A 20,475-nucleotide genomic window follows, 5' to 3' on the forward strand; every position below is an offset into this window, starting at 1 on the left:
CGTCTCGCGGAGCGGGGAGGGCGGCGCGGTCAGCCGGCGTTGCGGCGGGCTTCCCACCCGGTGCGCACCATCTCGTCGACGGTGTACCGCATCTTCCAGTCCAGGTCACGGGCCGCGAGGTCGCCGGCAGCGACGATCCGGTCCGGGTCGCCGGCGCGGCGCGGTCCGATCTCGGGGGCGAAGTCGATGCCCGTGACGCGGGCGACGGCATCCATGATCTGCGCGACGCTCAGCCCATCGCCCGAACCGAGGTTGTACGCCGGTTCGATCGGGTCGCCGGCGGCCAGGCGCTTCGCGGCGGCGACGTGCGCGGCGGCGATGTCGCCGACGTGCACGTAGTCGCGGACGTTCGTGCCGTCCTCCGTCGCGTAGTCGTCGCCGTTGATGCGCGGCGTCTTGCCTGCCAGCAATGCCTCGAACACGATCGGGAAGAGGTTGTGCGGGCTGACGTCGTACACGGTCGGATCCGCGGATCCGACGACGTTGAAGTAGCGCAGCGACGTGTGGCGCAAGGGCTTGTCGGATGCCGCGGTCGCCGTCGCCTCGTCGCGCAGCAGCCATTCGCCGATGAGCTTGGACTCGCCGTACGGGCTGGCCGGCGCCTTCGCGGTGTCCTCGGTGACGAGTGCGACATCGGGAGTGCCGTAGACGGCGGCGGAGGAGGAGAACACGATGTTCGAGACCCCGGCTGCCGCCATCGCCTCGAGGACGATGCGCGTCCCCTCGACGTTCTGGGCGTAGGTGTGCAGTGGGCGCTGGACCGAGACGCCGGCGTACTTGAACCCAGCCACATGGATGACGCCCTCGGCATCGTGATCACGAAGGGCCTTCTCCACGAGGTCGCGGTCGAGGATCGAACCCTGGACGAAGGGGACGCCCTCGGGCACGAAGGAGGCGACACCGCTGGAGAGGTCATCGAGGATGACCGGCTGGAGTTCGGCATCGGCCAGGGCGCGGACGACGTGCGATCCGATGTAGCCGGCGCCGCCGGTGACGATCCAACTCATGGTGCTCCTTCCGTGGCGCGAGCGCGCCCCGTCCATTCTGTCAGGGTTCAGTGTGGGGTCCGCGGGCCCGCCATGTCGCGACCGCAGCCGTGCAGCGACCTCGGCCGCACCGCCACCCCGGACCTCACGCGTCGCGGTGTGCGCCGGCCGACGGAGTCACGGTGAACAGGGCCGGCTCTGCGAATCCGGCCGCCGTGAAAGCGGCGTTCACGGCGGAGGACACGGCGTCCGTGGCATCCGCGTCGATCAGCGCGATGGCGGCGCCGCCGAAACCGCCGCCGGTCATGCGTGCCCCGATGGCTCCGGCGGCGAGTGCCGACTCGACGGCCGTGTCGAGCTCGGGGACCGAGATCTCGAAATCGTCGCGCATCGAGGCGTGCGAGGCGACGAGCAGGTCGCCGATCGCGCGCGGACCCTCGGCCCTGAGCGCTGCGACCGTGTCGAGCACGCGCTGGTTCTCGGTCACGATATGGCGCACGCGGCGGAAGGTCACATCGTCCATGAGCTCCGCGGCACGCGGCAGGTCGTCGACGGACACGTCCCGCAGCGACGGGACGCCCATGATCTGCGCTCCGCGTTCGCACGCCTCTCGGCGCTCGCGGTACCCGCCGGTGGAGTGCGCGTGCTTGACGCGCGTGTCGATCACGAGGATCGCGAGCCCGGCTTCGGCCACGGCCAGCGGCACCTGCTGCGCTTCGAGCGAACGGCAGTCCAGGAAGATCGCGGTGTCGACGCCGCCGATCATGGTCGCCATCTGGTCCATGATCCCGGTCGGAGCGCCCACCGCTTCGTTCTCCGCGCGGCGGCCGATCCGCGCGAGTGCGGTCTTGTCGAGCCCGGCGGACCACAGGTCGTTCAGGGCGGATGCCGCTGCGCCCTCGATCGCCGCCGACGACGACAGTCCGGCGCCGACAGGAACATCCGAGGCGATCGCGATGTCGACCCCGGCGCCGGTGATGCCGGCATCCTGCATCGCCCAGGCGACACCGAGCGGGTAGGCGGCCCACTCCGGAACCGCTGGCGCCGCACCGGTGGGGGTCGGGAAGAGATCGCCGAGCTCGCCGAGCGCGACCTCGACCGGCTCGGCCGCGAAGGTCGAGGCGACGCGCACACGGCCGCGGTCGTCACCGCGCACGCCGACGGCGGCGACCGTGCGATGCGGGATCGCGAACGGCAGCACGAAGCCCTCGTTGTAGTCGGTGTGCTCGCCGATGAGATTGACTCGGCCCGGCGCCGACCAGACGCCGTCCGGCTCGTGGCCGGTCATCGAAGCGAACAGGTCTCGGGCGGTGGATTCGGTGCTCATGGTGTCCTCGGGGCGTGCGGGCGTGCGGGTGGGAAGGGAAGTCAGGACGTCGGTTTCGCGACGGAGGCGATGGCCTCGCGCAGCCGTTCGGCCGACTTCTCCGGCGGGATCTCGGCGGTCCACGCCCACATCGCGGACTCGCTGCCGGCGAGGAACTTCAGCTTGTCCGCCGCGCGGCGGGGGCTCGTGAGCTGCAGGTGCAGTCGAACGCTCTCCCGGCCGACATGGACGGGTGCCTGATGCCAGGCCGCGATGTAGGGCGTCGGCGTCTCGTACAGGGCATCGACGCCGCGGAGCAGCTGCAGGTAGAGCGGAGCGAGCTCGTCGCGCTCGGCATCCGTCGTCCCGGCGAAGTCGGCCACGTGGCGGTGCGGCATGAGGTGCACCTCGAGCGGCCATCGCGCGGCGAACGGCACGAAGGCCGTCCAGTGCTCGCCCTGCAGCACGACCCGGTCGGAGCGCTGTTCGGACTCGAGGATCCGGGCGAACAGATCGGGGGCGGTGCGGTCGATGCTGTCCAGCACGCGCGTGGTGCGCGGAGTGATGTACGGATAGGCGTAGATCTGGCCATGCGGGTGCGGCAACGTCACGCCGATCGCCTCGCCGCGGTTCTCGAACGGGAAGATCTGCTCGATGCCGGGGATCGTCGACAGCGCCGCTGTGCGATCCGCCCATGCCTCGATGACCGTTCGTGCGCGGGTGACGGACTGGGTGCCGAAGGAGCCGGAGTGCTCCGGGCTGAAGCAGACGACCTCGCACCGGCCGACGGACGTGCGTGCGCGCTCGAGTCCGAGGGCGGCGAGGTCGTCGAGTCCCCGAGGCGGGTTCGAGGCCACCGGAACACCGCCGAACCCGTCGGGGAGGGCGGGGCCGAAGGCGGGCGAGCGATTCTCGAACACGGCCACGTCATAGAGCGAGGGGATCTCGGAAGGGTTCGTCGGCGTCTGCGGCGCGAGGGGGTCTGCGTCAGCTGAGGGCATCATCACGCGGTTCTGCCGGTTCGCCGCGACCGTGATCCAGTCGCCGGTGAGCACGTCGAGGCGCATCGAGGCGGTATCGGGGCGCGGGTCGAGGGCTCGGGCGTCGACCGAGCGCTCAGCGCCGAGCGTCGTCCCCGGATCGTCGAAGTAGATGAGCTCGCGGCCATCGGCGAGCGTCGTGGCCCGCTTGACGACGCCGGCGGCGAGTTCGGTCGCCGGCACGTCCGCAGATTCATGCATGTTCACGTAAACACGGTACTGCGTCAGCGGTGATAACGTCAACACGGAAGGACGGAGGATGCCGGTGACGGACGACACACAGCAACGTCGGCGAGGCGTGCCGACCGGTCGCGTCTCGATGGCGCAGGTCGCCGCGCTCGCCGGAGTGTCCGGGCAGACCGTGTCCCGCGTCGTGAACGACAGCCCGCGCGTCGACCCTGAGACCCGGTCGCGTGTGGAGCAGGCGATGGCCGAACTCGGCTATCGCCCTCATCCCGCCGCGCGCGCACTGCGCACGGGGCGCTCGCAGACCATCGGCCTCGTCGTGACGACCCTCGCCACCGTCGGCAACTCCCGGATGCTGCAGGCGACCGCCGAGGCTGCGGAGGAGCGCGGCTTCGCGCTCACGGTCGTCACGGCGGCAGGCGCGGACGGTGTGAGTCGTGCGTTCCACCGCCTGGAGGATCAGGGCGCCGACGGCGCGATCGTGCTCAACGAGGCATCCGCGCTGGTGCCGGCATCCGATCGGCCGGCCGGCCTGCGCCTGGTCATCGTGGATGCTCCTGAATCGGCAGGCCTTCGTGCCGTGCACAGCGATCACGCGGGGGGAGCGGCGCTCGCGACGACGCGACTGCTCGACCTCGGCCACGACACCGTGCACCACCTCGCGGGACCTGCTGACTCCTTCGCGGCGGCCGAACGCGAACGCGGCTGGCGCGAGACGCTGATCGGCGCCGATGTCGAACCGCCGCCGGTCGTCCGAGGCGACTGGTCGGCCGACTCCGGCCATACCGCAGCACGGGAGCTGGCCGCGGCATCCGCCGTCTTCTGCGCGAACGACCAGATGGCGCTGGGTCTGCTGCGGGCGCTGGCGGATGCCGGTCGCCGGGTTCCGGAGGACGTCGCCGTGATCGGTTTCGACGACGTGCCGGATGCCGCGAACTACCGTCCTCCGCTCACGACCATCCGGCAGGATTTCGCCGTGCTCGCCCTCAGAGCCGTGGAGGCGCTGGTGGCGGACATCGAAGGCGGCGCTGCCGATGACGTCGTGATCGGCACGACGCTCGTCGAGCGCGCGAGCGACGCGCCGGCCTGATCCGGCGCTCGGCGCGGGATCAGACGCGTGAGCGCCGGACGCGTCAGTCGCGCCGTTCGCTCCACAGGGCGCGCTGCGAGAGCTCGGCGGCATCGACGGCGCAGAGCGCTTCGGTTGCCGCCGCCAGCCGATCCGCTGCCTCCACCGGCAGATGCACACCGGTGTCCTGGCGCAGCGGAAGCACGTGCAGCTCGATCGTCGATCCGGACCGGACGCCGGCGTCGTGCAGGTTGACGACGAGGTCGGATCCGTCCCAGAACCGATCTGTCGCTGTCCTCCCGTCCACGCGCAGCTGCGCGACGTCTCCGGCCCAGCGCACGGTCAGCGCGGCGTCGCGGTCGACCCCGGCCGGCACCTCGAAGGCGTACACGCCCGCGTGCGCTTCGAACACGGCATCCGACGGCGCCGCCTGTCGCCCGTCCCGCGAGCCGTACTCGCCGGACGGGCTCGACGGCTGCCGCAGCTCTCGCACCCCCACCGACGCGCGCACCGGTGCTCCGTGGACGTGACGCCACTCCAGCGCCCGCCACGCGCCGCGCACGAACTCGCGGACGTCCGGTCGCACGTCCGACGTGCGCACGGACACGTTCCCTGCCGCATCCCAGGTGAGTTCATCGTCCGACACCAGAAGTCGACGCACGTCGGCTTCGACGACCCAGGCGCGCGCGGCATCCGCGGCGGCCAGCACGAGCACGTCGATCCCGCCGACGCGCAGCGCAGGAGCACCGGACGGTACCCGCCGCACGATGCCGTCGTGCGCGATCTCGACCGGGATCCCGGCATCCTCGAGCAGCACCAGCGTCGGCACGTCGCCGGGAAGCACGGTCAGAGCGGATGCCGTGGCCCAGGCGATCTCGGTGCCGGTGATGTCGAGGGCCAGCGGCCAGCGGGCGAGCGTCCCCGGGGGGATGTCGACCGGTGTGCTCGGAAAGACGATGGCGCCGGTATCGGTCACCACGCGGAAGTACGCGCCGGCGTATGCCGCCAGCGGAACGTGCGGCTGATGCCAGCCGATGAACGCGAAGCCGCCGCGGACTGCCCAGCGCAGCATCGAGGCATCCTCCACTCCGTCCGGCCGCATCAGGGGGAAGTGGGCCGCTGCCGGGGCGACGCGGTCGCCGAACGCCGCGGCGAACGCGTGCTGCAGACGCAGCGCGGCGTGGCTCGGCGCTGCCCGACCCGCTTCGCCGATCGGCGCGTGGAAGTCGTAGCTCATCCGAGTCATGTCGTTCGGGTAGCCGCTCGCCTGGGTTTCTTCGAGGCCGGGGTGCGGGTTCGTCCCGCCGGTGTACATGTAGTACCCCTGCCAGGCGGAGCCGCTGCCGAGCTTCGCGTGCGCGATCGCTGCCACGTCGAGCGCCTCCGGCCTCGGGCGACGATGATAGGCGGTCGCCATGCCGCCGGCCAGCTCGCACGTGGCCGCCGGGAACCACTCGGAGAGCGTCGACCGGTGCGATGCCTGCGCGCCGCGGACATCGACGCCGATACCGGGGTCGTCCCATTCGTCGGAGAAGAAGTAGTGCGCGCGGAACGTCGGGTCCCACGGCTCGCCCGGATCCACCCAGAACCCGTCGCCGTATCCGCCCCACAGCGGAAGCACTTCCTCGTCGGGGAGCTGCGCACCGCCCCAGGCGGTCGCCGTCCACAGCGGCGCCGACATGCCGGCCTCGCGCGCCAGGCGCTTGAGGGTCAGCAGATGATCCGGTTGGTCGTAGAGCTCGTTGTCGAGCTGGATGCCCAGCAGCCGGTCGGGTGTCGCACGCCCGCCCAGCGCCGCACCGAGCTGCTGGAACCACTCCTCGACGAGCGCGAGATAGGCGGGGTCATCGGTGCGATGGCGCACATCCGCCTGCTGCACCCAGTCGGGGAATCCGCCGTTGCGTGCTTCGCCGTGCGCCCACGGGCCGATCCGGAGCACGACCTCCAGGCCCTCATCACGCGCCGCATCGATGAAGGCCGCGACGTCGAGGTTCCCCGCGAAGGACGCTTCGCCTCGCATCGGCTCATGATGCAGCCACAGCACGTAGGTCGACACGACGGTGATGCCGCCCGCGCGCATCAGCCGCAATCGATCGGTCCATCGCTCGCGCGGAACGCGACTGTAGTGCATCTCGCCGGAGACCGGCAGCCACGGGATTCCGTCGCGCAGCACTGCGCGGCTGGTCAGCTCGAGACCCTCGCGGTGGTCGACATCGTTCGCCATCCGCGGGCGTCGTGCGGTGCGGGAAGGGCCGGTCGCGTCGAGGCGCAGCGGATCGGTCATGCAGGTCTCCTGGTCAGGGGGGCGATGGCGAGAGGGCAGTGATGCACGTGCGCGTACGGCGGCACCGTGCATCACTGCCCTCTCAGGTCGAGGTCGAGCGGCCTCAGCTTCCGAGGATCACGTCCGCCTCGGCGAAGAACTGCTTCACGGCGTCATCGATGGAGACGGCGCCGAGACCGATCGATTTGCCGAGATCCCAGAAGGTCTGCTCCAGCGAGCCGTAGCCGACGACCGGGACGGGCGGGGCGTCGCCGATGCGGTCCGCGGACGCCTCGATGTAGTCGGCGACCTGCTTGTCCGCGCCCTCGAGCGTGGTGCCCTCCAGCTTCGACGACGAGGCGGGGAAGCCGAGCGTCGTGCCGAAGATCTCGCCGGCGGCCTCGCTGTTCACGACGAAGTCGAGGAAGATCGCGGCCGCTTCGGGGTGCTCGGTGTTCTCCGCGATCGCCACCTGGAGCCCGGCCTGGCGGTAGAGATCCTTGGAGCCCTCCTTCGCGGTCGGCGGCGCGACGATCGAGATCGACGACGCACCCGAGTCGGCGAGGTAGCCGCCGAGGAAGTTGCTCCAGCTCATCTCGCTCGCCGTGATCGCGGCGCCGAAACCGGACTTCGGAGAGAGCTCTTCGAGACGCTGCTGCGGCACGGTGATGCCCTCGCGGATCGCATCGCCCGACTCCCAGAACTCCCGCAGGTCGTCCTCGGTGAAGCCGAGTTCGCCGTCCTCGGTGTACAGGTTGCCGCCGTCCGCACGCAGCTGCAGCTCGAACAGCTGGATCCGCTGCGTGTAGTCGGTGCCGCCGTAGACCGCGCCGCCGGTGGCGTCCGTGACCGAGGCCATCCACTCGTCGAACTCCTCGAACGATGTACCGGACTCCGGCGCGTCGACGCCGGCCGAGGCCAGCAGATCGTCGTTGATGAAGTTCGCCCACAGGCTGTAGCCGGTCGGCAGCGAGTACTGCACGTCGCCCAGCGCACCGGTTCCCAGCAGCGATTCGTCGAACGTGGTCGTGTCGATGTAGTCCGACACCTCGGCGAGGTCGAGCAGGTTGCCCGACTCGCCGTACTGGCGCAGGTAGCTGTCGGAGAACTGGAACACGTCGGGCAGCCCGCCACCGGCGGCCTCGGTCTGACGCTTCTCCCAGAAGCTCGGGAAGTCCGTGAACGAGACGTTCACCGTGATGTTCGGGTGCTCCTCGTTGAATGCGGCGATCAGTTCGTTGTACCGGGTCGCGCGGTCGTCGTTGCCCCAGAAGGCGTAGTTGATGCTGACCTTCTCGTCGGGGTCGTACGCGTCCGACGAGCCGGAGTCGCCGCTGCCGCAGCCGGCGAGGACGATGGCGGCGCCGGTGGCCAGCGCGGCGGCGGCGAGAAGGCGGCGGGATGTGGGCATGGGAGCTCCTGTCGTGGTGCGGAAGGGTCAGAGGACGGTGGCGTCTGCGAGCGGTGCGGTCCGGGTGACGGCGGCGTCGATCGGCGCGAGGACGAAGGCGACGCCCTGGGATTCGAGCACCACCCGCTCGACCGCTGCCCCGGTTTCGGCGTCCGTCCCGTGGATGGCGATCTGGACGGTGTCGTCGGCGTGGTTGATGAGCGTCACGAGGTCGCCGCGTCTGGCGACTTCCACACCGGCGGGCACGTCTTCGACCACCGGGCGGACACCGGATGCCGAGACCAGCGCGTCGACGACGGCATCGAGGGCGCCGGCATCGGGCTGGGTCGCCACGTACCAGGCCTCACCGGCACCGAACCGGTTGCGCGTGATGGCGGCGGATCCGGTCTGCAGACCGGTCTCGAACGTGCCGAGCACCGTCGCACCGGACGGCCGGACGGCCTCGGCCACCAGTCGGCCGACGTGCGTCGCGTCGTCGAACGAGAAGGACACGGTTCCCCTGGCCGCGGCGGCCCGGGCGGCCTGCGCCGACGCGGCGCTCAGCGCACCGACGCCGTTTCCGCCGGTCGATTCCCCGGCCAGTGCGCCGAAGTCCTCGAGACGCAGCCCGACGACATCGCCGAGCAGCGTCAGGAACCCGCCGGAGCGGAACTGATCGTGCTCGTCGACGATGTCGGTGAAGGGACCGGTGACGAGCGTCCCGCCGTTCTCGACGAAGCGGACGATCGCCGACGCGCCTTCTTCGCGCAGCAGGTACAGCACGGGGGCGACGACGAGGTCGTAGCCGGCGCCGGCGTCTTCCGGCGCGATGATGTCGACCTGGATGCCTCGGGCGTGGAACGCGCCGTACCACTGCAGCGTCAGCGCGAGGTAGTCGATCTCGGTCGGGTGATCGCGCTCCTCGACCGCCCACCAGTTCTCCCAGTCGAAGACCAGGGCGACCTGGGCATCGTGCCCCGGTGCCGGCAGATCGCCGAGGGCCGCGAGGCGCGCACCCAGTTGCGTGACCGCGTTCCAGGTGCGCGTCTCGGTGCCGGCGTGCGGCAGCATCGCGGAGTGGAACTTCTCGCTGCCCGCGCGGGACTGGCGCCACTGGAAGAACATGATGCCGTCTGCGCCGCGGGCGATCGACTGCGCGGTCTCCGCCATCAGGGCGCCTGCGCGCTTCCCGGGATTCCCGGGGCGCCAGCTCACGGCATCCGTCGCCTGCTCCCAGAGCATCCACGGCACGCCCGGCTTGAGCGAGCGGACGAGATCGCGCTGGAAGGCGGCATCCCGGATGCGGTTCGGATTGGCGGGGTCCGGGTAGCAGTCGTCGGCGATCACGTCCATGTGGGGTGCCCAGCGACGATAGTCGGCCGGCTTGAACGGGCCCATGAAGTTCGTCGTGATCGGCTGAGTGGCTCCGGCCTCGAGCAGGATCTCGCGCTCGGCGAGGTAGCACTCCAGCAGCATGTCGCTGGTGAAGCGCCGCCAGTCCAGCATCGACGAGGGGTTGTGGCTGTACGGAGCCAGCCGCGGCGGGAAGATCTCGTGGAAGGAGCCGTAGGTCTGCGACCAGAACGTCGTTCCCCACGCCGCGTTCAGCGCGTCGATCGTGCGGTACCTGTCCGACAGCCAGACGCGATAGGCGTCGCGCGCGGCATCCGAGAAGTCCATCCAGAGATGGCAGCCGAATTCGTTGCCGACATGCCACATCACGACGGCCGGGTGGTTCACGTAGCGCTCGGCCAGCCGGCGGACGAGCTCGCCGGCCAGGCGCCGGTAGGTCGGCGACGACGGCGCGAAGTGCTGCCGGCTGCCCGGCCAGTACGAGGCGCCGTTCTCGTCGACGGGCAGGGTCTCGGGGTAGGTCGCGCTCACCCACGGGGGAGGGGATGCCGTGGCCGTCGCCAGGTTCACCCGGATGCCTCCGGCGTGCAGCTTGTCGATCACCGTGTCGAGCCAGGCGAAATCCCAGACGTTCTCGGCGGGCTGGATGCGGGACCAGGCGAAGATGCCCAGGCTGACGATGTTGACGCCGGCCTCCTGCATGAGGCGGACGTCGTCGTCCCAGACATCCTCCGGCCACTGGTCGGGGTTGTAATCGGCTCCGTACAGCACGTCGTGCAGCTCCAGTTCTTGCGGTGGTGTGTCAGGCCCGGCGCTGGCGTGCGGGGACCGCGACGGCGGCGAAGGCCGCGCAGCCGAGGCAGGCGAGGAGGAGGGGGATGAGCATCCAGGTCACCACGCCGACGAGGACGGCGGCGACGGCGAGGTAGGCGGTGCCGACGGGGTCGGACCCCGCGGTGCGGATGATGCCGCGTGCGGCGACCCGCCATCCGGTCTCCGGTGTCCAGGCGCTCGCCATCATGAGCAGCGCGGTGGCGCCGACGAGGAGCCCCGCCCAGCCGATGAGGGCCACGGCCTGCCCGCCGGGCAGCGCGCCGGACTGTGCGACCACGACGTCGATGACGAGAACGATCGCGAGGAGGGTCGCGACGGCACCGACCACGAGTCCGCCGGGCAGCAGTGCGCGTCGCCAGTCCTGCCAGAAGGCGCGGGTGTGCGATTCCTCGGCATTCACGTAGCGGCGGAGGTGCCTGATGCCGGCGGCGAGCGCTGCCGGCAGAGTGACGACCGCGAGGCCGGCGACGGTGATCAGCAGACCGGTCCACAGCACCTCGCCGAAGAGGGCGAAGGCTCCCTTCGCGCCGGGGAAGCGGGACGGGGCACGGTCGTCGAGCGTGGGGCCGCTGCCGGAGGCGTCGGCCCGCCGCGCGGCGCGGAGCTGTGAACGGTCCATGGTCAGCCCTTCAGACCCTGGGTGGCGACGCCGTCGACCAGGAACCGCTGGAAGACGAGGAAGAACGCCAGGACCGGAAGGAGTGCGACGAAGGATGCCGTGACGGTGGCGCCGTAGTCGCTGGAGGACGTCTGGTCGTTGTAGAGGCGCAGCGCGATCGGCAGCGGGTAGTTCTCGGGGCTGGTGAGGTACAGCAGCGGGCCGAGGAAGTCGTTCCACGCCCAGATGAACGCGAAGATCGAGCAGGTGATGAGTGCGGGCTTGATCAGCGGCAGGATGATCGCCCAGAAGATGCGCACGTGTCCGGCACCGTCGATGCGGGCGGCCTCGTCCATGTCGCGCGGCATCTGACGCATGAATTGGACGAGCAGGAACACGAAGAACGCCTCGGTGGCGAGGAACTTCGGCAGCAGCAGCGGCCAGAACGTGTCGACGAGATCGAGCTCGTTGAAGATGATGTACTGCGGGATGATCACGACGTGGAACGGCAGCAGCAGGGTGCCGATCATCGCGGCGAACAGGATGCCGAGCCCCTTGAACTGGATGCGGGCGAACGCGTAGGCGGCGAGGGCGCTGGAGAGCACGGTTCCGATCACGGCGCCGGCGGCGAGGATGAACGAGTTCAGGAAGAACCGCCACATCGGAACGCCGGCGATGCCCTCCATGACCTTCGCATAGTTCTCGATCGTGGGCGCGTTCGGGAGCAGACCCATGTTGGAGCCGAACTCGCTGTTGGGCTTGAACGTCGAGAACAGCAGCCAGACCAGCGGGTAGAGCACGATCGCGGTGAGGGCGATGAGGGCGACGAACCAGATGACCGTCTGCCAGGTCTTGCGCGCGACCTTGCGGCGAGGAGGGGCCGCAGGAGCGGCCTGCTGCTGGGCGAACACGGGGGTCGAGGCGGCGCCCGACGTCGTTGCGGCGTTGGAAGTGCTCATCGGTTGTCTCCGGCGTAGTGGACCCAGCTGCGCTGAGTGCGGAAGAGGATGAAGGCGATGATGGCGACGACGATCAGCAGCACCCAGGCGATCGCTGCGGCGTAGCCCATCTGGCCATCGGAGAATCCGCGCTTGTAGAGGTAGAGGGTGATGAAGTTCGTCATGCCGGCTGGACCGCCGGAGCCGTTGGAGATGATGTAGGCCGAGCTGAACACCTGGAAGGCGCCGATCAGGCCGAGCAGCAGGTTGAAGAAGATGACCGGGGAGAGCATCGGCATGGTCACCGCGCGGAACCGGTGCCACGCGCCGGCGCCGTCCATCTCCGCCGCCTCGTACAGCTCCTTGGGGATCTGCTTGAGTCCGGCGAGGAAGATGACCATGGTCGCGCCGAACTGCCAGACGGCGAGGAGGATCATCGCGGGCAGGACCAGGCTCGGGTTTCCGATCCAGCCGCCGAGGTCGATGCCGAAGAACGACAGCGAGTTGTCGACCGGTCCGTCATTGGCGAACATCGCCCGCCACACGATCGCGACCGATACGGAACCGCCGATGAGGGAGGGGGCGTAGAAGGCCGAGCGGAAGAAGCCGGCGCCCTTGTCGCGGTAGTTCAGCAGCATCGCGATCGCCAGGGCTGCGGCCAGCGTGATCGGGGTGCCGACGAGGACGTAGATCAGGGTGATCTGCGCGGACTGCATGAACGCGGGATCGCTGGTGAACATCCGCACGTAGTTGTCGAAGCCGATCCACTTCGGCGGCGAGAAGATGTTGTAACTCGTGAACGACAGGTACAACGAGTACGCCATCGGGATCAGCGTGAGACCGAAGAACCCGACCAGCCACGGGACGAGGAACCCGTACCCCGCGACCGTCTCCCGCATCGCCCTTCGTCGCAGCCCGGGGCGATCGCCGTGCTCGGGGCGACGGCGGCGGAACAGGGTCCGGTTCGACGGCTTCTCACCGGTCACGAGGACTCGGGTGGCTGTGGTGCTCACGGGGATACTCCGATGCGGGTTCGATACGGGGTTCGAGGAGGAGGTCAGGGGGCGGTGCACCCGCCCCCTGAGCGCTCGTCACTGGTTGAGGACGACGTCCATCTCGGCGAAGAACTGCGTGACGGCCTCGTCCACGGTGATCGTGCCGAAGTTCAGCTCGGTCCCGAGCTGACGGAACTTCTCCTCGAGCGTGCCGTAGCCGATGATCGGCACGGGCGGTGCGTCACCGAGACGGTCGGCGATCGACTCCTCGTAGTCCTTCACCTGCTGGCTGATCGGGTCGAGCTCCGCTGCCTCGAGGGCGGTCTCGGATGCCGGGAGGCCGCGGTTCGTGCCGAAGATCTCGCCGGACTGCGGCGAATTGACCAGGAAGTCGACGAGCGTCGCCGCGGCTTCAGGGTGCTCGGTGTTCGCCGAGATCGTGTGCAGCATCGACGGCTTCAGGTAGAGATCCTTCGCGCCCTCCTCGGTGATCGGGGGAGCGATGAGGTTCAGCTCGGTGTAGCCCTCACCCAGTCCGCCCAGGTACCCGGAGCCGAAGTTGTCCCAGACGAGCTCGCTCGCGGTCAGTGCGCTGTCGAAGCCGCCCTTGGGAGCGACCTCCTCGACGCGCTGCTGAGGGATGCCGATGCCGTCGCGGATCGGCTGGCCTTCCTCCCAGAAGGCGGCCAGGCGATCCTCGTCGAAGCCGGCCTCGCCCTCCTCGGTGAACAGGACGTCGCCCTCGGCGCGCAGCTGGAGCTCGAAGTTCTGGATGCGGCCGGTGTAATCGCCGCCGCCCCAGAACGCCCCTCCCGCTGCGTCGGTGACCTCGCCCATCCAGTCGGTGTATTCCTCCCACGTGCCGCCGGCGAAGTTCTCGACGCCTGCGGTCTCGAGCAGCACGGGGTTGCTGAACAGGCCCCAGGCGTTGGTGGAGGTCGCGATCCCGTACGTCGTGTCGTTGACCACGCCGATGTCGAGGATGTTCTGCGGCAGCGGGTCGGTCTGGATGATCTCACCGAGATACGGATCGAGGTCGAGCAGGAGCCCGTTCTGCGAGTACTGACGCAGGTACGAGTAGTCGAACTGCATGACATCCGGCAGGTTCTTGCCCGCGGCCTCGGTCTGGCGCTTCTCCCAGAAGGCGGGGAAGTCGAGGAACGAGGCGTTGACCTTGATGTTCGGGTATTCCTCGTTGAACGCCGCGATCGCCTCGTTGTACAGCTCGGCGCGCACGTCGTTGCCCCAGAACGCCAGGTCGAGGGTGACCTTCTCGTCGGGGTCGTAGGTCGCTCCGGCCTCGGGTTCGCTGCTGGAGCAGCCCGCCAGGACGATGGCAGCGCTGGCGGCGAAGGCGCCGGCAGCGAGCACACGCTTCTTGTTGAACATCTTTGTCCTCTCTGTGAACGCCTCTGTTCGGACCGCGGAACCTCAGCGTCTCGGGTGGGATGGTGCACGCGCCTCTCGGTGCGGGAAAGCGCTTACCGAGAATGTAGCTCAGATAAAAACGTTTCGCAAGACTCGATCGTATAACGACGTTCAACGTTGTAAAGACCGTGGGCTGCGACGCATCACGGAGCCGGTGACGATTCACGGACGAATCGGACGGTTCCCCCCGTGATTCGTCACAGGGTCCGTGAATCGTCCGCCGAAGAGGGCGCTCAGGCCGTCGAGGCGCGAGCACGCAGCTCGAACGGGGTGACGAACTCGCGGGCCTCGGCGGGGGCCGTGCCGCGGATCCGCTCCACCAGGAACGTCACCGCCGTCCGGGCGGTGACCTCGTGCGCAGGGGCGACCGAACTCAGCCGCGGGGTGAGGAACTCGCTCTCGGGCAGGTCGTCGAACCCGATCACGCGGACGTCCTCCGGAACGCGGATGCCGGCATCCGCGAAGCCCCGCAGCGCACCGATCGCGACGCCGTCCGTCGGGCAGAACACCGCGTCGACGGACACGCCGGACTCCACCACCTGCTGTGCGGCGCGGTAGCCCTCCTGCATCGTGAAGTCCGTGATGTCGAAGAAGAGCCGCGGGTCCGGGGTGATCCCGGCGTCCCGCAGCGCCTGCTGGTGGCCCTCGAGTCGCAGGTCGCGCACCGAGTCGGACAGCGTGAAACGCACGTCGAAGATCGCCACGTCGCGCGAGCCCTGGGCGATCAGATGCGCTGTCGCCGCGTAGGAGCCGTCGACGTTCGGCATCGCGATGTGATCCAGCGGGCCGTCGAAGATCCCCTCGCCGAGCAGCACGACCGGATAGTCGACGCGCAGCAGACCCTTGTCCTCGGGGCCGAGCCCGACGGTCGAGAGCAGCAGGCCGTCGTGCATGCGATTCTGCGACAGCGTCATCGCCTCGAGCTCGCGTTCGCGCACGGCATCCGTGTGCTCGATCTCCACCCGGTAGCCCTCTTCGCCGGCGATCGTGGCGACCAGCGCGGCCAGGCGGGCGAAGTAGTGATCGCCGATGTTCGGGACGGCCAGCCCGATCGTGCCGGTGCGCCCGGTGCGGAGGTTCCTGGCGGCGGCGTTGACGCGGTAGTCGAGCTCTTCGACAGCGGCCAGCACCTTCTGCCTCGTCGACTCGCGGACGTGCGGATGGGCGTTGAGAACGTTCGAGACGGTCATGGGCGAGACGCCGGCGGCCTTCGCCACATCCTGGATCGTCGTCATCCGTCCATCCTTTCGCGCCTCTTGCCCGTTCCGGAATTGTATCGCTACAATTCCGGACGAACCCCAAGCCTCCGAGAGGACATCATGCCCAGCACCCGTGTCGTCATCGACCTCGACCTTCCCGGCGCGACGATCAGCCGCCACCTCTACGGCCACTTCGCCGAGCACCTCGGCCGGTGCATCTACGGCGGCTTCTTCGTCGGCGAGGACTCCGACATCCCGAACGAGGGCGGCATCCGTCTGGACGTCGTGGAGGCGCTGCGCGAGCTGAAGATCCCGAACCTGCGCTGGCCGGGCGGATGCTTCGCCGACGACTACCACTGGCGCGACGGCATCGGCCCTCGCGACGAGCGTCCGCGGATGGTCAACTCGCACTGGGGCGACGTCGTGGAGGACAACTCGTTCGGCACGCACGAGTTCATGCAGCTGTGCGAGATGCTCGGCGCCGACGCGTACGTCAACGGCAACGTCGGCTCGGGAACCGTGCGCGAGATGAGCGAGTGGATCGAATACCTCACGCGTGCCGACGACTCCCCGATGGCATCGCTGCGTCGACAGAACGGTCGGGATGAGCCGTGGAAGGTGCCCTTCTTCGGCATCGGCAACGAGGCGTGGGGGTGCGGCGGCAACATGCGCGCCGAGGCGTACGCCGACCTCGCCCGCCAGTACGCGACCTACGTCCGCAACCACGGCGGCAACACGGTCTACCGGATCGCCGCGGGGGCGAACGTCGACGACTACGAGTGGACCGACGTGCTGATGAAGGCGCTCGGATGCCTCGGTTGCGACGGCCAGGGCTCCTCGCCGTTCCAGGCTCTCTCGCTGCATTACTACACGATGAGCGGCACGTGGGAGAGCAAGGGATCGGCGACCGAGTTCGACCAGGACGAGTGGTACCTCGCGCTGTCGCGCGCCTACCGCATCGAGGAGCTGCTCACCCGTCACAGCACCGTCATGGACCGTCATGATCCCCGCAGGCGCGTCGGCCTCGTGCTCGACGAATGGGGCACCTGGTGGGATGTCGAGCCCGGGACGAACCCCGGATTCCTGTACCAGCAGAACACCCTGCGCGATGCGCTGGTCGCGAGCGTCCACTTCGACGCCTTCCACCGCCACGCCGATCGTCTGGTCATGGCGAACATCGCCCAGACCGTGAACGTGCTGCAGGCGATGCTGCTCACCGACCCCGACACCGGAGCACTGGTCAAGACCCCGACGTTCCACGTCTTCGCCATGAACACCGGGCACCACGACGCGCAGGCGCTCGCCGCGCATGTCGTCGACGGCGGCACCCGCGCCGCGGACGGCCGCGACCTGCCGCTGCTGTCGGCCTCGGCATCCACCAAGGACGGAGCGGCGCTCGTGTCGCTGTCGAACCTCGATGCCGAACAGGGCACGACCGTGGTGCTGGACCTCCGCGGTGCCGAGATCGCCGGCTTCAGTGCGCGCGTGCTGACGGCCGCGTCGACCGGTGAGCACAACACTCCGCAGAACCCGGATGCCGTGGCCCCGGCATCCCACGACGGCATCCGCCGGCACCAGCGGGGGCTCGAAGTCGACCTGCCGGCGCACTCGTACGTGACGGTTTCGCTGGAGCTGGCGTGACCGACGCGTACCTCTTCGTCTACTTCACCGGTGAGACCGACGCCGACGACGAGGCCATCCGCTTCGCCGTGACGGCCGCGGACGATCCGTTGTCCGGCTGGGTCGAGCTCGGCGACGGACAGCCGGTGCTCCGATCGACCAAGGGCGAGCGCGGTCTTCGGGATCCGCATCTGGTTCGGCATCCGCATGAGGACCGCTGGTTCCTGATCGCGACCGATCTGCGCATCCAGGGCAAGTCGGAGGGCTTCGCCGCCGCGCAGCAGACCGGATCGCGCGACATCATGGTCTGGGAGTCGCCGGACCTCGTGACGTGGTCCCCGCAGCGTCGGCTCGGGGTCGCGCCGCCCGAGGCGGGCAACGCCTGGGCGCCGGAGGCGGTGTGGGATGCCGAGCGCGGGGAGTTCTTCCTGTTCTGGGCGTCCGCGCTCTACCCGCCGGAGACCACGCCGGTCGAGCGTCGCATCGAGGACTCCTATCAGCGGATGTTCTTCGCGACGACTCGCGATTTCGTCACCGTGAGCGAGCCGCGGATCTGGATCGACGAGCGTCGGGGCCCCGGCCGCGGGTTCATCGACTCGACGATCATCCGGGACGCCGGCACGTACTACCGCTTCACCAAGGACGAGGCGACCATGCTGCCCGTGCTCGACAGGAGCAGCGATCTGCACTCTCTCGCGTGGGAGCGGATCGCCGAGCGGATCGGCTTCGGCCAGCCCAACCCGTGGGGCGGGAGGTTCACCGAGGGAGAGGGCCCGACGGCGTTCCGTTCGGAGCGGGACGGATGCTGGTACCTGTTCATCGATCAGCCGAGCTATCACGGCGGCGACGGCTATCTCGCCTTCCGCATCACGGATCTGGATTCCGGCACGCTGGAGTCGGTGCCGGCGGAGCTTCCCAGGAGCCCGCGGCACGGGACCGTCGTGCCGATCTCAGCCGAGAATCGCGATCGGATGCTGGCGGCGTACGCGACCGGGAGCCTGGTCGATGTCTGACGGGTACCTTCTCGTGCATTTCGTCGAGGATCATGAGGGCCACGGCGAGAAGATCTACTTCTCCCTCAGCGATCACGACGACCCGCTGCGCTGGACGCGTGTGAACGGGGGAGAGGCCGTCCTCGAATCCGGGCTCGGCACGACCGGTGTGCGCGATCCGTATCTGGTGCGCGGGCCAGAGGAGTCGTTCATCATCGCGACCGATCTGCGGGTGTGGACCGGCGTCGAGCACGATTGGGACGGGTGGACGCGGTCCGGAAGCCGGTCCCTGGTCGTCTGGCGCTCGATGGATCTGGTCGCCTGGTCGGAGCCCTGGCGCGTCGAGGTCGCGCCGCCCACGGCGGGGATGGCGTGGGCGGCGGAGGCGCTCTACGACGCGGCCACCGGCGAATACCTCGTCTACTGGTCGAGCGCTCTGTACGAGGAATCGGATGCCGAGCATGCCGGTGACTCGTACTCGCGGATCGTGGCGGCGCGGACCGGAGACTTCCGCTCGTTCGGCGCGGCGTTCACGTTGGCGGACTTCGGGCCGGGACACGGCGTGATCGACCTCACGATGGTCGAGCACGAAGGCCGGACGCATCGCTTCCTCAAGTCGACGGACGAGCGGCGGCTGTTCCACGAGGTGGGCGCGTCTCCGACGTCTCCCGACTTCACGCTCGTCGCTTCGCGCATCGCGGATGACCTGTACGAGCACGTCGAGGCGCCGCTGATCTTCTTCGACGCGAAGGCCGGCTGGTGGTACCTCTGGGTCGATCAGTACTCGGACTGGCCGCAGGGATACATCGCGCTGCGGACTCGCGATCTGGCCGGCGGCGATTGGCAACCCGTGCCGCGGGCCGATTTCTCCCTTCCTGCGAACACGAAGCACGGCGTCGTGGTGCCGCTGCGCCCCGGCGAGTGGGACCGCCTCGCGGAGGCGTTCGCTGGCTGAGTTCGACGTCCCTCCGATCGGAGAGGTCCCGCAGTCGGACGCCTTCTGCGGCGTCGGTCCGACCGGTTATGCCGTCGAGGCGCGGATGACGAGCTCTGGCTGGTAGACGACGTTTGTGAGGTCGGGAGTCTCTGCGCCGTTGATGCGGGCGATGAGGATCTCTGCGGCGGCGCGTCCCATCTCGCGCGCCGGCTGGCGCACCGAGGTCAGCGGCACCTCGGCGATCGCCGCGAATTCGATGTCGTCGTAGCCGACGACCGCGACCTCCTCCGGCACGCGGACGCCACGGGCGATCAGCCCGTGCAGCAGGCCGATGGCCAGATGGTCGTTCGAGCTGATGATGCCGTCGGGGCGATCCTCGGGGCGCCGGGCGGCGATCTCGTCACCGAACGCGAGGCCGCGCTGTGTGGTGGTCGTGGTCGCCCAGATCGGCTCGAGCGTCACGCCAGGGTGGGCCGCGACCGCGAGTCGCGCGCCCGCGAGGCGCTCGCGGACCTGCCGCACCTCCTCACGGGCGCCGACGAACGCCAGTCGCCGTCGTCCGGTGGCTATCAGGTGCTCCGCGGCGAGGCGGCCGCCGGCCACGTCGTCGAGCGAGACCGACGGCATCGTCCCCGCGTCATCGATCGCATCGACCAGCACGACGGGTACGCCGCGTCTGCGCAACCGCTGCTGCCAGGCGGCCACGGGTCCGAAGGGGCTCACGAGTGCGCCCTCGACCTGCACGCGTTCGAACAGTTCGAGGTGGTCCAGTTCCTTGGCGGTGTCGTCACTGGCGTTGCCGACCAGAATTCGCAGACCGGCTGCCGCGGCCGCGTCCTCCGCTCCGGCGACCATGTCGGCGAAGAACGGGTTCGCGATGTTGATGACGGTCATGCCGAGCAGTCCGCTGCGTCCGACCCTGAGCTGCTGCGCCGCCTGCAACGGGACGTAGCCCAGCTGTTCGCTGGCCTTCCGCACTCGCTCGACGAGCTCATCGCTCACGCGCCCCGGTCGGTTCAGCGCGTTCGAGACGGTGCTGATCGAGACCCCGGCGAGCTCGGCGACATCTCGGATGCCCACCCGCTTCAACATCGCCCTCCTTCAGACGCGTGCCCTTCTCGTAATGGTATGCGCTTTCCTATGCGGACAGGCGCAACGGGTAGGCGCGGTCAAAAAACGTTTCGCACTTTCCTTGCCTCCGCCGTATGCGGCATGCAAGACTGCCGGACGAAGCGTCGGAATGCGCTTTCCGCCTTTTCTTTTGCCACCGCTGTCAACAGGAGAGAACTGTGCCCTACGAGCCTGTCCGCGCCGCCCGTCGTGCCGCGCATTCCCCCCGAT

Annotated in this window: 16 protein-coding genes; 4 read left to right on the top strand and 12 right to left on the bottom strand. The window is 69.2% G+C overall.

Annotation, left to right across the window (positions count from 1 at the left end; translation table 11 throughout):
- Positions 1-29: 29 nt before the first annotated feature.
- The 3 genes from galE to galT form a co-directional block, all read right to left on the bottom strand.
- Entirely contained in the window at positions 30-1,007 is a 978-nt protein-coding gene (galE, locus tag ACFCYE_RS04680) for a UDP-glucose 4-epimerase GalE (protein ID WP_376176717.1), read from the bottom strand.
- Positions 1,008-1,131: 124 nt separating this feature from the next.
- On the bottom strand, positions 1,132-2,313 hold the full coding sequence (gene galK, locus ACFCYE_RS04685; protein ID WP_376176719.1) for a galactokinase: 1,182 nt from the start codon (positions 2,311-2,313) through the stop codon (positions 1,132-1,134).
- Positions 2,314-2,354: 41 nt separating this feature from the next.
- A complete protein-coding gene (galT, locus tag ACFCYE_RS04690; RefSeq protein ID WP_376177141.1) occupies positions 2,355-3,533 on the bottom strand; it encodes a galactose-1-phosphate uridylyltransferase in 1,179 nt (392 codons plus the stop codon).
- Positions 3,534-3,651: 118 nt separating this feature from the next.
- Here galT and ACFCYE_RS04695 point away from each other — a divergent pair, with 118 nt between their 5' ends.
- Positions 3,652-4,608, top strand: a complete 957-nt coding sequence (locus tag ACFCYE_RS04695; protein WP_376177143.1) for a LacI family DNA-binding transcriptional regulator — start codon at positions 3,652-3,654, stop codon at positions 4,606-4,608.
- A 43-nt stretch (positions 4,609-4,651) separates the two neighbouring features.
- On the opposite strand, the gene ACFCYE_RS04700 is transcribed toward ACFCYE_RS04695, so the two are convergent.
- The 8 genes from ACFCYE_RS04700 to ACFCYE_RS04735 all read right to left on the bottom strand — a co-directional run bounded on the left by ACFCYE_RS04700 (position 4,652) and on the right by ACFCYE_RS04735 (position 15,621).
- A complete protein-coding gene (locus ACFCYE_RS04700; protein WP_376176721.1) occupies positions 4,652-6,871 on the bottom strand; it encodes a beta-galactosidase in 2,220 nt (739 codons plus the stop codon).
- Between the two features lie 103 nt (positions 6,872-6,974).
- Entirely contained in the window at positions 6,975-8,261 is a 1,287-nt protein-coding gene (locus tag ACFCYE_RS04705) for an ABC transporter substrate-binding protein (RefSeq protein WP_376176722.1), read from the bottom strand.
- A 27-nt stretch (positions 8,262-8,288) separates the two neighbouring features.
- Positions 8,289-10,364 (bottom strand): beta-galactosidase, encoded by a 2,076-nt coding sequence (locus ACFCYE_RS04710; RefSeq protein ID WP_376176724.1) that lies wholly within the window; start codon positions 10,362-10,364, stop codon positions 8,289-8,291.
- A 31-nt stretch (positions 10,365-10,395) separates the two neighbouring features.
- Complete coding sequence (locus ACFCYE_RS04715; RefSeq protein WP_376176725.1) at positions 10,396-11,046, bottom strand: DUF624 domain-containing protein; 651 nt, start codon at positions 11,044-11,046, stop codon at positions 10,396-10,398.
- A gap of 2 nt (positions 11,047-11,048) precedes the next feature.
- Complete coding sequence (locus tag ACFCYE_RS04720) at positions 11,049-11,984, bottom strand: carbohydrate ABC transporter permease (RefSeq protein ID WP_376176727.1); 936 nt, start codon at positions 11,982-11,984, stop codon at positions 11,049-11,051.
- Positions 11,981-12,976 carry a carbohydrate ABC transporter permease gene (locus tag ACFCYE_RS04725; RefSeq protein WP_376176729.1) on the bottom strand — a complete coding sequence of 332 codons (996 nt, stop codon included), beginning with the start codon at positions 12,974-12,976 and terminating at the stop codon, positions 11,981-11,983. Before ACFCYE_RS04725 ends, ACFCYE_RS04720 begins: the two co-directional genes overlap by 4 nt.
- A gap of 78 nt (positions 12,977-13,054) precedes the next feature.
- A complete protein-coding gene (locus ACFCYE_RS04730; protein ID WP_376176731.1) occupies positions 13,055-14,347 on the bottom strand; it encodes an ABC transporter substrate-binding protein in 1,293 nt (430 codons plus the stop codon).
- Positions 14,348-14,619: 272 nt separating this feature from the next.
- The gene (locus ACFCYE_RS04735) at positions 14,620-15,621 is read right to left on the bottom strand and encodes a LacI family DNA-binding transcriptional regulator (RefSeq protein ID WP_376176733.1); all 1,002 of its coding nucleotides are present in this window, start codon (positions 15,619-15,621) and stop codon (positions 14,620-14,622) included.
- 84 nt (positions 15,622-15,705) lie between these two features.
- On the opposite strand from ACFCYE_RS04735, the gene ACFCYE_RS04740 reads away from it, so the two are divergent.
- The 3 genes from ACFCYE_RS04740 to ACFCYE_RS04750 are packed head-to-tail and all read left to right on the top strand — an operon-like array spanning position 15,706 to position 19,152.
- Positions 15,706-17,226 carry an alpha-N-arabinofuranosidase gene (locus ACFCYE_RS04740; protein ID WP_376176734.1) on the top strand — a complete coding sequence of 507 codons (1,521 nt, stop codon included), beginning with the start codon at positions 15,706-15,708 and terminating at the stop codon, positions 17,224-17,226.
- The gene (locus ACFCYE_RS04745; protein WP_376176736.1) at positions 17,223-18,218 is read left to right on the top strand and encodes a glycoside hydrolase family 43 protein; all 996 of its coding nucleotides are present in this window, start codon (positions 17,223-17,225) and stop codon (positions 18,216-18,218) included. Before ACFCYE_RS04740 ends, ACFCYE_RS04745 begins: the two co-directional genes overlap by 4 nt.
- Positions 18,211-19,152, top strand: coding sequence for a glycoside hydrolase family 43 protein (locus ACFCYE_RS04750; protein ID WP_376176738.1), 942 nt, complete (start codon positions 18,211-18,213; stop codon positions 19,150-19,152). The genes ACFCYE_RS04745 and ACFCYE_RS04750 overlap by 8 nt, the downstream gene beginning before the upstream one ends.
- Positions 19,153-19,218: 66 nt before the next feature.
- Here ACFCYE_RS04750 and ACFCYE_RS04755 read toward each other — a convergent pair whose 3' ends face one another.
- Positions 19,219-20,226 carry a LacI family DNA-binding transcriptional regulator gene (locus ACFCYE_RS04755; protein WP_376176739.1) on the bottom strand — a complete coding sequence of 336 codons (1,008 nt, stop codon included), beginning with the start codon at positions 20,224-20,226 and terminating at the stop codon, positions 19,219-19,221.
- Positions 20,227-20,475: the final 249 nt, after the last annotated feature.

The organism is Microbacterium sp. NPDC056234, assembly GCF_042267585.1.
Taxonomy (GTDB): Bacteria; Actinomycetota; Actinomycetes; order Actinomycetales; family Microbacteriaceae; genus Microbacterium.